The 12,497-nt window shown below is 72.8% G+C and carries 13 protein-coding genes; 5 read left to right on the top strand and 8 right to left on the bottom strand.

Features of this window, described 5'->3' with window-relative positions:
• Window positions 1–39: 39 nt before the first annotated feature.
• On the top strand, window positions 40–1,248 hold the full coding sequence (locus ACIBHY_RS27210) for an MFS transporter (protein ID WP_397244833.1): 1,209 nt from the start codon (window positions 40–42) through the stop codon (window positions 1,246–1,248).
• Here ACIBHY_RS27210 and ACIBHY_RS27205 read toward each other — a convergent pair.
• Window positions 1,205–2,194, bottom strand: coding sequence for a LacI family DNA-binding transcriptional regulator (locus ACIBHY_RS27205; RefSeq protein WP_397244831.1), 990 nt, complete (start codon window positions 2,192–2,194; stop codon window positions 1,205–1,207). The two genes, ACIBHY_RS27210 and ACIBHY_RS27205, sit on opposite strands and share 44 nt — an antisense overlap.
• 69 nt (window positions 2,195–2,263) lie before the next feature.
• Between ACIBHY_RS27205 and ACIBHY_RS27200 the strand changes: the two genes are divergently transcribed.
• The 3 genes from ACIBHY_RS27200 to ACIBHY_RS27190 are packed head-to-tail and all read left to right on the top strand — an operon-like array spanning window position 2,264 to window position 5,199.
• The gene (locus ACIBHY_RS27200) at window positions 2,264–3,436 is read left to right on the top strand and encodes an MFS transporter (RefSeq protein ID WP_397308077.1); all 1,173 of its coding nucleotides are present in this window, start codon (window positions 2,264–2,266) and stop codon (window positions 3,434–3,436) included.
• Between the two features lie 3 nt (window positions 3,437–3,439).
• Complete coding sequence (locus tag ACIBHY_RS27195; RefSeq protein WP_397244827.1) at window positions 3,440–4,102, top strand: hypothetical protein; 663 nt, start codon at window positions 3,440–3,442, stop codon at window positions 4,100–4,102.
• A 20-nt stretch (window positions 4,103–4,122) separates the two neighbouring features.
• Complete coding sequence (locus ACIBHY_RS27190) at window positions 4,123–5,199, top strand: glycerophosphodiester phosphodiesterase (protein ID WP_397244825.1); 1,077 nt, start codon at window positions 4,123–4,125, stop codon at window positions 5,197–5,199.
• 7 nt (window positions 5,200–5,206) lie between these two features.
• On the opposite strand, the gene ACIBHY_RS27185 is transcribed toward ACIBHY_RS27190, so the two are convergent.
• Window positions 5,207–5,770 (bottom strand): cysteine dioxygenase, encoded by a 564-nt coding sequence (locus ACIBHY_RS27185; protein ID WP_397308076.1) that lies wholly within the window; start codon window positions 5,768–5,770, stop codon window positions 5,207–5,209.
• Window positions 5,767–6,627 carry an amidohydrolase family protein gene (locus ACIBHY_RS27180; RefSeq protein WP_397308075.1) on the bottom strand — a complete coding sequence of 287 codons (861 nt, stop codon included), beginning with the start codon at window positions 6,625–6,627 and terminating at the stop codon, window positions 5,767–5,769. The genes ACIBHY_RS27185 and ACIBHY_RS27180 overlap by 4 nt, the downstream gene beginning before the upstream one ends.
• Before the next feature lie 162 nt (window positions 6,628–6,789).
• Here ACIBHY_RS27180 and ACIBHY_RS27175 point away from each other — a divergent pair, with 162 nt between their 5' ends.
• Window positions 6,790–7,779 (top strand): LacI family DNA-binding transcriptional regulator, encoded by a 990-nt coding sequence (locus ACIBHY_RS27175; RefSeq protein WP_397244818.1) that lies wholly within the window; start codon window positions 6,790–6,792, stop codon window positions 7,777–7,779.
• 11 nt (window positions 7,780–7,790) lie between these two features.
• Here the strand turns inward: ACIBHY_RS27175 and ACIBHY_RS27170 are convergent, their stop codons facing one another.
• From ACIBHY_RS27170 to ACIBHY_RS27150, 5 genes are read right to left on the bottom strand one after another with little or no spacing between them, the layout of a single operon-like run.
• Entirely contained in the window at window positions 7,791–8,711 is a 921-nt protein-coding gene (locus tag ACIBHY_RS27170) for a glycosyltransferase family 2 protein (RefSeq protein ID WP_397308074.1), read from the bottom strand.
• Window positions 8,708–9,886 (bottom strand): hypothetical protein, encoded by a 1,179-nt coding sequence (locus ACIBHY_RS27165; protein WP_397244813.1) that lies wholly within the window; start codon window positions 9,884–9,886, stop codon window positions 8,708–8,710. Before ACIBHY_RS27165 ends, ACIBHY_RS27170 begins: the two co-directional genes overlap by 4 nt.
• On the bottom strand, window positions 9,883–10,602 hold the full coding sequence (locus ACIBHY_RS27160) for a hypothetical protein (protein ID WP_397308073.1): 720 nt from the start codon (window positions 10,600–10,602) through the stop codon (window positions 9,883–9,885). Before ACIBHY_RS27160 ends, ACIBHY_RS27165 begins: the two co-directional genes overlap by 4 nt.
• Window positions 10,599–11,588, bottom strand: coding sequence for a hypothetical protein (locus ACIBHY_RS27155; protein ID WP_397308072.1), 990 nt, complete (start codon window positions 11,586–11,588; stop codon window positions 10,599–10,601). Before ACIBHY_RS27155 ends, ACIBHY_RS27160 begins: the two co-directional genes overlap by 4 nt.
• A complete protein-coding gene (locus tag ACIBHY_RS27150) occupies window positions 11,585–12,481 on the bottom strand; it encodes a GNAT family N-acetyltransferase (protein ID WP_397244807.1) in 897 nt (298 codons plus the stop codon). Before ACIBHY_RS27150 ends, ACIBHY_RS27155 begins: the two co-directional genes overlap by 4 nt.
• Between the last annotated feature and the right edge of the window lie 16 nt (window positions 12,482–12,497).

Raw genomic sequence — 12,497 nt, 5'->3', positions numbered from 1 at the left:
CGCCTTCCGCCTTTTCGCAATGATTCGCAAGGAGTTGTGTTGTCCCAGACGAGTGAGCGCGGCGCCACCTTCGGCGAGGTCTTCGCCGTGCGCGAGTTCCGGGTGCTGTTCGGCAGCTTCGCGTTGCTGATCGCCGGTGACTCGATCAAGATGCTGGCGCTGTCAGTGCTCGTCTACGCCCAGAGCGGGTCGCCGGGCCTGTCGGCGGCGGCCTACATGGCGGGCTGGCTGCCCTACATCTTCGGCGGCATGTTCCTGCTGTCGCTGGCCGACCGGCTGCCGCCGCGGGCGCTGATGATCGCCGGCGAGCTGGTCAGGATGGTGGTCTGCCTCCTGCTGGCCTTCGCCGGGCTGCCGGTGTGGGCGATGCTCGCGCTGGTGCTGGTGACCGGGCTGTTCTCGCCGGTGTTCGGTGCGGCGCGCAACGCGATGCTGCCCGACGTGCTGCCGGGTGACGCGTTCGTGCTGGCCAGGTCGCTGATGGGGGTGACCTCCGCCGGGGCCCAGGTCGGCGGGCTGGCGCTGGGCGGGGCGTTCCTGGCGTGGACCGGGGCGCACGGGGCGCTGGCGGTGACCGCCGTCCTTTCGCTGGCGGCCGCGCTGGTGCTGCGGGTCGGCCTGCCGTACCGGGAGGCCCGGCAGGACGGGGAGCGGGGCGCGGTGCGCGCCACGCTGCGGGTGAACAGGGAACTGCTCGCCGACCGGCGGGTACGCGGGCTGCTGCTGGCCGGATGGCTGCCGGTGGTGTGCCTGGCCGGGCCGGAGGCGATGATCGTGCCGTACATGGGCGGGCAGGGGCAGGCGGGCGTGGTGCTCGCCGCGGCGGCGGTGGGCATGGCGGTGGGGGAGTTCACCGTGGGCCGCTTCGCCGCGCCGTCCCTGCGTGAACGGCTGTCGCTGCCGCTCGCGGTGCTGCTCGGCGTGCCCTGGTTGTTCTTCGCCCTGGAACCGGGAGTGGTGTGGGCGGCGGTGCTGACGGCGTGCGCGGCGGCCGGGCTGGCCTACCAGCTCGGGCTGCAGCGGCGCTTCCTGGAGGCGGTGCCCGAGCACGTGCGCGGGCAGGCGTTCGGCCTGCAGTCGGCGGGGCTGATGACCGGGCAGGCGGCGGGGGCGGCGATCGTGGGCGGCGTGGGCGAGCTGACCGGCCCGCCGACGGCCATGGTCATCGGCGGCGCGGCCGGGGTCGTGGTGGCGCTGGCCCTGTTCAGGCAGCTGAGGGGGACTGCTCGCCCGATCCACGGGCGATGAGGCGTACCGGTAGCTGGAGGTGCTGCGCGGGGCCGCGATCACCGGCCAGGCGGCGGAACAGCAGCTCGGAGGCCACCCGGCCGAGCCCGGCCGGATCCTGGGCGACCACGGTGACGCCCGGCGTGAGCAGGTCGGCCAGTTCGAAGTCGTCGAAGCCGACCAGCGCGAGCGGCCGCCCGCGCAGCGCCCTGAGCGTGGTCACGGTCAGCCGGCCGTTGCCGGTGAACAGCGCGGTCGGCGGGTCGGGCAGGCTGAGCATGCGCTCCAGGTCGGCGCCGGTGCCGGCCAGGTCGGGGGCGCGCATCGAGACCAGCGCCGGATCGGACAGCTCGCCCAGCGCCGCGCGGTAGCCCTTCAGCCGCTCGGCCGCGGTGAAGATGGACGGGCTGTCGCCGAGGAAGGCGATCCGCCGGTGCCCCGCCTTCCGCAGGTGCGCGACGGCCAGCCGGGCGCCGCCCGCGTTGTCGCACAGCACGGTGTCCACGTCGATCTCGGGTCCGGGCGGCCGGTCCACGAAGACCGCGGGCGTGCCGGCGTCGAGCTCGGGCCGCAGGTACGAATGGTCGTCACCGGCCGGGACCACGATCAGCCCGTCCACGCGGCGCGCGCAGAACGTGCGGACCAGTTCCCGCTCGCGTTCCGGGTTCTCGCCTGAGGACCCGCTGAGCAGCAGGCAGCCGTGGGCGATCGCGACCTGCTCGACGGCGCGGCCGAGACCCGAGTAGAAGGGGTCGGAGATGTCCTCGATGACCAGGCCGACCGTGGAGGTGCGGCCCTGGCGCAGGACTCTGGCGCTCTCGTTGCGGCTGTAGCCGAGCGCGTCGATGGCCGCCCGCACCCGCTCGGCGGTGGCCGGGTTCACGCCGGGTTCGCCGTTGACCACCCGCGATACAGTCTTCAGCGCGACTCCGGCGGCCGAGGCGACGTCCTTCATCGTCGGTCTCACGATGCGATCATTGCTCAAGCGGCACCCCTAGACAACGTTGTCAGGAGGTTATGCGAGAGTAGATCCCCTATGTCGTTCAGGTTCGCACTGCTCGTCGCCGGATTCGTGCTCGCCGCGCTGAACCTGCGCCCGGCCATCGCGGGTGTCTCGCCGCTGCTGGACGAGATCATGACCGACGTCGGCCTCACCCCCGCGGGCGGCGGCGCGATCACCACCGTCATGATCGTCTGCCTGGGCGTCTTCGGGCCGCTCGCGCCGGTGCTGGCCCGCCGGATCGGCCTCGACCGCACGCTGCTGGCCGGGCTGCTCGTGCTCGCGCTCGGCGTGGTCCTGCGCACCCTCGACGGCGCGCCCGCCCTGTACGCGGGCGCCGCGATCGCCGCCACCGCCATCGCGGTCATGAACGTCGTCATGCCCGGCATCGTCAAACAGCACTTCCCCGGTCGCGTCAACCTCTTCACCGGCATCTACAGCTCCGCCGCGAGCGCGGGCGCGGCGACCGCCTCCGCGCTCATGATCCCTCTGGAGAGATCCACAGGGTACGGCTGGCGCGGCGTCTCCGCCATGATCGCGTTGCCCGCGCTGGCCGGTGCGCTGCTCTGGCTGCCGCAGGCGCTGGGCAAGCAGGCCCCCGCCCAGAACGGCCCCCGCCCCTTCCGCGCGGTCGTCCGCAGCCGGATCACCTGGTACGTCACCGGCCTCATGGGCCTGCAGTCGCTCACCTTCTACGTGATCCTGGCCTGGCTGCCGACCGTCTTCCTGGAGGCCGGGCTCCCGGCCGACCAGTCCGGATACCTGCTCAGCATGACGACGCTCGTGCAGGTGGGCGCGACGTTCGCGGTGCCGGTGCTGGCGGGGCGGCGGCGCTCGCAGTCGGGGTACGTGGCCGCCGCCGTGCTGCTCACCATGGCCGGGTACCTGGGGCTACTGGTGGCGCCGGTCACCGTGCCCTGGTTGTGGATGATCGTGCTGGGCGTGGGGCAGGGGGCGGCGTTCGGGCTGGCCTTGCTGCTGATCACGCTGCGGGCACCCGATCCGACGGCCGTGACGGCGTTGTCGGCGGTCGCGCAGTCGGCCGGGTACGTGCTGGCCGCGGTGGGTCCGGTGCTGTTCGGGGCGCTGCGGCAGAGTTCGGGCGGCTGGACGGCTCCGCTGAGCGTGGGCATGGCGATCCTGGTGGTCCAGCTCATCGTGGGATGGCTCGCGGGACGGCCTGCTACTTTAGGTAAGGCTAACCTATAAGGCGTGGAGGGTTCGGTGCTGACGGAGGTGCTCCAGCGGGTCGCCGCGAGTCGTGACGGCGTGCTCGGGGTGGATCCCGGGCTGGAGATCGAACCCGACGGGAGCTGGACCGCCGTCTCCGAGCTGGTGCGGGAGCCGTACACGCTGATGGGGGAGCTTGTGGAGCAGACGGCGGGGCGCTGGAACGCGCCGCGCCACGTCGGCGCGGCGCTGTTGTGGAAGACCTACGGGTATTGGCACATGTTCCCGATGGCGCTGGGGTGGGCGCTGGACGGGCGCGTGCCGGTCATGAAATTTCGGGACACGTATTTCAAGGTGTCCGAGGCCGGCGTGACCATCGGGGCCTCGCGGATCACGTGGGAGAGCGGCGCGGAGGCGATCGCGGGCGCGCTGGCCGAATCCCAGGCGCCGCTGGTCAAGGTGCTCAGCCGCATGGCCAGAGTCGGCGAGCGCACGCTGTGGGGCTCCACCGCGGAGGCCGTCGCGCACCCGCTCACCCAGGTCGTCAAGGGCGACTACATGACGTTGCTGCGCGAGATCGGCAAGCCCGTGGACGGCCTGCTCACCCCCTCGGGCGACGGCTACTTCCGCAAGACCTGCTGCCTGTGGATCACGCTGCCGGATGTTGAGCCGTGTTCCACCTGCTGTGTTCTCGCGCGTCACTGAGCGGGTCTACTCTGCGCGGCATGACGCAGCGAAGATTATGGGGCAAGGTGCTGGCCGGTGTTACGGTCGCCGTCGTGCTGATCTCATCGGAGCCCGTCGCGGCTCACTCGCCCAAGGAGCCGGTCGTCATCGGGCACCGGGGCGCCAGCGCCCACCGCCCCGAACACACCCTCCTGTCCTACGAGGCCGCGATCGCGATGGGCGCCGACTACATCGAGCCCGACCTCGTGTCCACCAAGGACCACGTGCTCGTCGCCAGGCACGAGAACGAGATCTCCGGCACCACCGACGTCGCCGGCCACCCCGAGTTCGCCGGCCGCCGCACCACCAAGACCATCGACGGCCGCCCGGTGACCGGCTGGTTCACCGAGGACTTCACGCTGGCCGAGCTCAAGACCCTGCGCGCCAAGGAACGCATCCCGGACCTGCGGCCCGACAACACCGCCTTCGACGGCCTGGCCGAGATCCCCACGTTCGAAGAGGTCGTCCAGCTCGCCCAGCGCCACCGCGTGGGCGTCTACCCCGAGACCAAGCACCCGACCTACTTCGACTCCGTCGGCCTGTCCCTGGAGGAGCCCCTCCTGGAGATCCTCGGCCGCTACCGGGTGCGCAAGGCGTTCATCCAGTCCTTCGAGACCGCCAACCTGCGCGAGATGCGCTCCAAGACCCGGCTGCCGCTGATCCAGCTCATCACCTTCGGTGGCAAGCCGTACGACTGGACGGCCTCAGGCGACCCGCGCACCTACGACGACATGGTGAAGCCGGAGGGCCTGCGCGAGGTGGCCGCCTACGCCAACGGCGTCGGCGTGGACACGCGCCGCATTCTCCCGGTGGGCGCCGACGGCCGTCTGCAGCCGCCGACCACGCTGGTGAAGGACGCGCACCGGGCCCGCCTGGACGTGCACATCTGGACGATCCGCAACGAGAACTCCCAGCTCCCCCTGGACCACCGTCTCGGCAACCCGGCCAGCCCCGTCTACGCGCGGGCGACCGGCGACGTGATGGGCTTCCTGTCCCGGCTGGTGTCGCTGGGCATCGACGGCGCGTTCTGCGACGACCCGGCCATGGGCCGGGCCGTCATCAGCGGGCGCGGCTGAGCCGGGGTCAGGCCACCTCGGCGGCGGAGTCGAGCGGGCGCAGTTCGTCGGCGTAGCTCACCGACGTGCGGCGCATCACGCCGCCGTCGTCGATCGAGTACTGGCCGAGCCGCCACAGCGGCGGCGAGTAGGCGTGGATCGAGACGCTGTGCGAGGTGGCGCCGTTGAGACGGTGGATGTGGTCGGGGCCGAACGAGAACGACTGGCCCTCGCCCACCACCGTCTCCAGGTGTTCGCCGCCGATGCGCGGGTTGCACTCCAGCAGCGCGCCCCGCACCACGTGCACGGCGCCGGAGCTGATGTCGTGGTCGTGCCAGCCGGTGTCGTCCTCGGGCCGCCAGCACAGGAGCCACACGTCCACGTAGGCGTCGCGGTAGAGCGAGGCGTAGTGGCGGCCGCCGTCCTGCGGGAAGTCGACGAGTTCCTGCCATCCGCCGGGGTTGGCGGCGAGGCCGTTGACCAGTTCGCGCAGTTCGCGCCGGTCGAGGGCGCGCTCGGGAAGGCCGGCGCAGATGTCCCCGTCCTGTGTCTGGGGTGCCTCGCTGAGGAGCTCAGCTGTTCGCCTGCTCATGTGCGGTTCTCCTTTCTGCCGAGTAGACGACGGGGGTTGGTCACGCGGATGGCGTGCGCCGCCGCGTTGCCGAGGCCCGGGTCGGGGGCCTTGGCGTAGGGGGCGTCGGAGCCGTTGACGACGACGTCGACGCCGAGCTCGCGCACGATCGCGTCGATCGCGCGCGGGCCGTAACTCGAGGTCTCCACGTAGAAGCCGGGGTCGACCAGGCCGCGGCTCTGGCCGCCTCTGGCGATGAGGCGTTCGGAGTGCAGCGGCGCCAGGCCCGCGAGCAGGGTGAAGCAGACGCGCAGCTTCGGGTGGCGCGGGCGCACCACGGCGTGGAAGTGGTACCAGGCCGCGTGCATCTGCTGGACGTACGGCACGACGGCCGGCCACCAGGAAGGGCGGCCCGGACCGCCCGCGGCGGGGCCGGGATGGACCAGCAGGGGCAGGTCCCGCTCCACGAGCACGTCGAGCAGCTCGTCGAGGGGCTCGGCGGTGGCCGGGATCTGCAGCCCGGCGAAGCCGCGGTCGAGGTCCTTGGCCAGACGGGCGGGATCGGGCTCGCTGTGGCAGGTGGCGGCCCAGGCGCCGAAGCGCTCGGGCAGCGCCAGCGCGCCGTCGTGATAGGCCTCGATGAGCGGCCAGGACTCCTCGGGCGGCAGCGACTCGATGCCGAGCGGGCTGGACAGCGACACGAGCGCGAGCTCGCCGGTCTCGCGGGTGGCGGGGTCGTGGTCGGCCGGGTTCACCTCGTACGGCGGCTCGCCGTCCAGGAAGAGCGTCCACCCGTCGAGGTACGGCGCGGCCGTACGCGCACGCAGCGCCTCCACGAAAGAACGCGTCCACAGGTGCTGATGCACATCGATGCTCACGGCCACACCTCCCTGTATTTCCTACTGATAATATAGGTAAACGTCGCCGCCTCGGAAGACGCAAGCGTGAAGCGGTTCACTGATACGGTTCAGTGAACCGCTTCACCTACCGTCCTGTCAACGCTGCGCCCTTCTGTCGGTCACACGCAATAGGCTGGCTTGATGCCCCGCAAGAGAGCGACCATCAAGGAAGTGGCGCAGGCCACAGGCCTGTCACCGGCCGCCGTCTCCTATGCGCTGCGCGGCATGCAGGTCTCCGAGGAGACCATGGAGCGCGTGCGGGCCGCCGCCGCCGAACTCGGCTACGAGGCCGACCCCATCGCCCGTGCCCTCGCCAGCGGCCGTACCGGCATGATCGGTGTGCTCTGCGGCTCCCTCGAAGACCTGTGGCAGCAGTCGCTGGCCGTCGGCATCAGCAGGGGCCTGCGGGAGAAGGACCGCTACGCGCTGATCCTCGACGCGGTCGGCGACCCGGACCGCGAGCGCGCGCTCGCCCAGCAACTGCGCGACCAGCGCGTCGACGGGCTCATCGTGCAGCCGGTCGACCCCGCCGCGGCCTTCTGGCCCGAGCTGTGCGAGTCGCTGCCCGTGGTCTCGATCGGCGACTCGCTGGCGGGCACGGCGGGCGAGGTCGTCTTCGACAACCGGCGCGGCGTGACGCTGGCGCTGGAGCATCTCCAGGGACTGGGCCACCGACGGGTGTCCGTCCTCACCCCGACCCGCCCCAGCACCCCCGACCGGCCGGCCGACGTCCACGTCAGCGCCGAGGCCGAGCGGCTGGGGCTCGACCTGGAAGTCACCACCGCCCCCTACGAGCTGGCCGGCGCCACCGCCGCGGCCCGCCGCATCCTGGAGGAGGACCGGCCGAGCGCCGTCTTCTGCTTCTCCGACTCCATCGCCTACGGCGTCTACGCCGCGGCCGCCGAGCTGGGCCTGTCGATCCCGGACGACGTGTCGGTGATGGGCTACGACGACCATCCGATGTCCGGCCTGCTCACACCCGGCCTCACCACCGTCGACTGGACCATCGCCGGCATCGTCAGAGCCGCCGTCCGCCTGGCGGTCGCGGCGGTCGACGGCGGGCCGAAGCGCCGCCGGGTCGTCCAGCAGCCCACGCTGCGCGAGCGCGGCTCGATCAGAGACGTCGCCTGAGCCCGACCCGTCTACACCGCGTCGCGCGGGACGAGCGGCGGCGGCGGGCAGGGCGCCCCGCCCGTGAGAGTGTCCCCGTCACGCAACGGCACGTTCGCCTCACGCACATAGAAGAGCGGACGCCGCGGCGCGATCCGGTGCACGTAGCGGCCGACCACCGCCAGCCCGGCCAGCGTCACCGCCGACAGCGCGAGGTGCGCCCCGGTGAGGCCCAGCGCCGCGACCACGAGCCCGAGCGCCGCCAGCAGGTAGAGCAGATTGAGCGGCCGCCACGAGAACCCGAAGAACAGCTCGAACGCGTGCCCGGCCAGCCGGCCGAGACGCAGCTTCGACCGTCCCGCGCTGCGCTCGCGGTGCGTGACGCTCACCGCCGCGTACCGCGCCCCCACCAGGGGTACGGCCGGCATGAACCACGGCAGGCGCAGCTCGCTGATCGTCCTGGCCACCGGCGTGCGGACGAGCCGGAAGGTGGAGGCGCCCCGCGGCATGCCGATCTTGAACACGGCGCGGGCCGACCAGTGCAGCCCGAGCGAGCCGAGCTTGCGCACGAGCGGGTCGTGCCGGTTGACCCGGTGGCCGAAGACCACGTCGTACCCCTCGGCGGCCTTGGCGAGCAGCGTCCAGATCTGCGAGGGCGGCACCTGCAAGTCGGCGTCGCACTGCACCGTCCACGGCTGGGCGGCGTAGGAGAACCCGGCCGCCATGACCGCGTCGATGCCGAAGTTGCGGGTGAAGGACAGGTAGCGTACCCGGGGATCGGTCTCGGCCAGGGCCCGCATCCGGGCCAGTGAGTCGTCGGAGCTGCCGTCGTCCACGAAGAGGATCTCCAGGTCCTCGATCGGGGACAGTTCGGCGACGAGCTCGCGGTAGGCCACGTCCACCTGGGCGCCCTCGTTGAAGCACGGCACCAGCACCGTCAGGCCCGTCGTCACTGCGATCTCCTCAGCGCCAGGCCGAGGACGAGCGGGTTCGCCCCCAGCGCGTACACGGCCCCGGCCGCCCCGGCCAGGGGAATGGCCACCGCGCCCAGCGCGGCGACCGCGGCCAGCGCGGCCACCACGGCCTTGGCGTTGGCCCGGGGGTCGGTGTGCTCGACGACGAACGTGGCGCCGCTGGCCAGCGCCTGCACGGGAAGCAGGGTGAGCGCGAGCACGCCGAGCGCGATCGGGCCGTGGATGTGCTGGACCAGGGCGACCCCGGCCAGCGCCAGCCAGAGCACCCCGGCCACGGCGGCCAGCCCGGCCATGCGCCGTCCCAGCACCCGCGCCCCCGCCGCGCCGCCGCCCGCCACCCTGAGCGACAGCTGCGGCTGGTAGATCCGCTGCAGCGTGTAGAGCACCGAGAGGGCGAAGCCCCAGGCGAGGGTGACGAAGTAGAGCTCGCCGCTCTGGTCGGCGTGGGCGCTGAGCGAGAGCTCGATGAACAGCGTGCCGATCATGGCGTTGTTCATGACGTCGGCCGCGCCCATCAGCACGATCGTGCCCGCCAGCACGCGGCGCAGCCCGGGGCGCGGGCGTCCGGCGCGGGGCAGGCCGGGCAGCAGCGAGAGGTTGAGCGCGGTGACCAGGGCCAGCAGCCCGGTCAGGTAGCCGGTCGGGCCGACCCCGGCGAAGAAGGCCAGCGCCGCCATCGCGCCCATGCCCAGGCCGAGCACGGCGAAGTGGACGGTGTCGCGGGCGTAGCGGCCGAGCGCGCGGTGCAGGGCGACGCCGAGCATGCCGCAGCCGAGCGCCACGTAGTACGCGATGCCGAGCAGATAGAGCGTGACCGGGTGGCGTGGGGCCAGGGCGAGCGCGACGACCGCGGCGGCGGTGGCCGGCAGCGGTACGTACGCCACCAGGGCGCGGAGCATGCCGGCGAGCTGGTCGCGGGTACGGCGGGCGCGCGGGATCAGCTTGAGCGCGGCCTTCTCGGTGCCCGACTGGACGACCATGCACAGCCAGCCGACGGCGCCCATGACCGCGGCGTAGGCGCCGAAGTCCGCGCGGCTCCAGGCCAGGGCGAGCAGGGCGGCGGAGCCGTACAGCATCACGCGGAAGGTCGCGCGGCCGGCGATCAGCGTCGTCAGCCGCGCCAGCCCGATGCGGTGGGTGGCGGTGGCTGTCATCCGGCGTCCAGGTCGGCGAGGACGCGCTCACGCAGCGGGCGGCTGCCGTCGCGCAGGTAGGCGCGCAGGGCCGATTCCACCTGTTCTGGGCCGAAGCGGTCGAGCACGCCGGTCAGCGACGGCCCCCTCTCCATGCCGAACAGCGCGGTGAAGAAGGTCCTGACCTGCGCGGCCTCGAACGTGTCCGGCAGCGGCAGGAGGGCTTCGACGTGTTCGCGGGCGGGGGGTTCGGAGGGGCGCGCCGCGGTCCAGGTCGCCGGGCGGCCGGGGCCCGCCAGCCAGGCGCGGACGTGGGCCAGGCGCTCGGCGGCCGAGGGGTCGAGGCGGCCTTGGGCGAGGGCCAGGTCGTAGCAGGTGGCGTGCAGGGCCGCGCACACCTTGGAGAAGGCGGGCGGCTTGGCGGGCAGATCGTCCAGCGGGATCTCGCTGATCTCCTCGACGTGGGCGCGGACCGCCTCGTCGGTCCTGGCCTTGGCGATCAGCGCGTCGAACTCCTTGTACCAGCGCGCCAGCGTCTCCCGGTCGAGCGGCGAGCGGTCGTCGTGGTCGCGGATCCAGCGGATCATGCGCGCGGGCAGGTACGGCACGAGCGGATCGCCCGCCACCGGCCGGGGCGCCGAAGGGACGGCCCGGTAGACGGCGCCGCACGCCCGGCACGAGTACCGCTGACGGCCCAGATCGGAGGGATGCGGATCACCGCACTGCAGGCATCTCACAACGGCACCGCCACCGCCGACGAGGGCACCAGCTCCGCGCCGAGCCCGCTCTTGACCTCGGCCTGCCCCTTGCCGAGCACCAGGCCGCGCTTACCGGAACCGATCGCCCACTCGACCATGCGGACGTAGCCGTCGAAGTACAGGTGCTTGCGCCCGCCGCTCTCCGGCGGGAGAGCGCCCCAGCTCAGGCAGATGGGCCAGGCCGGGTGGTCGAGGATCAGGGACAGGCCGAGCAGACGCCGTTCGTGCCGGTAGGTGAGGGCGACGCTCTCCCCGCCGGCGATCAGCGCCTCCAGGTAGGGCAGGGGCAGCGGTGCGGCGGGCAGGAACCCGCTGCGGTGCTTGAGGTCGTTCTCGGCGCGCAGCCGGGCCGCCTCCTCCGCGCCGACCAGCTCGGCGGCGGGACCGATCCTGACGGTCAGTTCCGCGGAGAACGTCCTGGCCCGCCTGCGCAGGGAGTCGCGGCGGCGGGGGTCGAGCTGGGCGTACCAGTCGTCCAGGCCGGACCAGGGGAGGGCGAGCTTGGCCAGGGGAGCGGTGGGCAGGTTCACCTTGAGCGGCCCGGGGAGCAGGGCGCGCTCGTCGGCCGAGACCTCGCGCCAGACCATGCTCCGCCAGCCGGGTCCCAGCTCCCGACGCAGCCCGCGCGCGTAGGCGCGCAGCAGGCCGGGGTCCGGTTCGCCGCGGAACCACCAGCCCTTCTGGGAGCGGTTGCCCGGCGCGTGAACGTCCAGGACGCCCGCCGGGCCGCGTACGCCGGCGTAGACGCCGCGCCGCAGCCGGGGCGTGCGCAGCGAGGCCGAGGCGGCGCCGACCGCCTTGCCGTCCTGCCGCAGGACCGCCAGCACCACGGGCGCCTGGGCGCCCCAGGCGTAGGCGCGCAGCAGGTCGTAGCGCCAGGTCACCCACTGGCCGGCGGCGAGGCGTAATTCCTCCCAGTCGGCGGGCTCCGGGTCGTGCCGGGGATCCAGGAACTCCAGGCTCATCCGATCGCCCACCGGGGTACCGCCACGACCTTCATGGGGAGGTATTCGAACCCCAGCGAGCGCTTCACGTCAACGAAGCCCCTGCCGGCGAACAGGCGTTTGGCGCCCGCGGCCGTCGCGTGGGCGACGATCCGGGCGTAGCTGTCGAAGTAGAGGTCCTTGCGGCCGCCCTGCTCCGGCGGCAGCGCGGCCCACGGGCCGTACATGGGGGCGACCGGGTGGTCGTAGACCATGGCGAAGGCCAGCAGCTTCTCGCCGTGGTGGTAGCTGAGTGTCCACACGTCCTCGCGGCCCAGCAGCGCGGCGAAGTACGCGGGCGACAGCGGCAGGCGCGGATCGAGGGAGGAGCTCAGCCGGGCGGCGTGGCGTTCGTCGAGCGCGGCCAGTTCGGCCGGGTCGAGGTCGCGGCGGGCACTGCCCTCGCGCACGCGCAGCTCGCCGTCCTGGGCGATGCGCTTGATCTGCCGCCGCAGCGTGGAGCGGCGGTTACGGCTGAGTGTGCCGATCCACCCGTCCGCGGAGGACCAGCCCAGGTGCATCTCCGTGGTGCCGGGGGACTGCCTGACGATGGCGCCGCGCCGGGCGACCAGCGGCAGCGCGGGCTCGGTGACCATGCGGTAGACCACACCGGCCAGGCCCCAGCCGAGCTCGGCGGCGGCGGCCCGCTCGAAGCTCCTGATGAGCTCGCGGCCGTCGGCGCCCTCGGGCAGGCACCAGGTGGGAGCGTTGGAGTGAGCCGGTAATCGCACGTCGAGAAAGAACGGCGGGCGGGAAGCCCGGCTCGGCCACAGGCCGCGGCGGACCGCTCCGATGGCGCCGGCGACGCGGTCGCCGTCGCGGAAGACGCCCAGCAGCGGCCGGGCCCACGAGGCGGCGAAGGAGCTACGGATCACGTCATAGGACCATATA

Origin of the sequence: Nonomuraea sp. NPDC050547, assembly GCF_044457345.1 — a bacterium.
Taxonomy (GTDB): Bacteria; Actinomycetota; Actinomycetes; order Streptosporangiales; family Streptosporangiaceae; genus Nonomuraea.
This window is presented reverse-complemented; position numbering and strand designations above follow the sequence as displayed.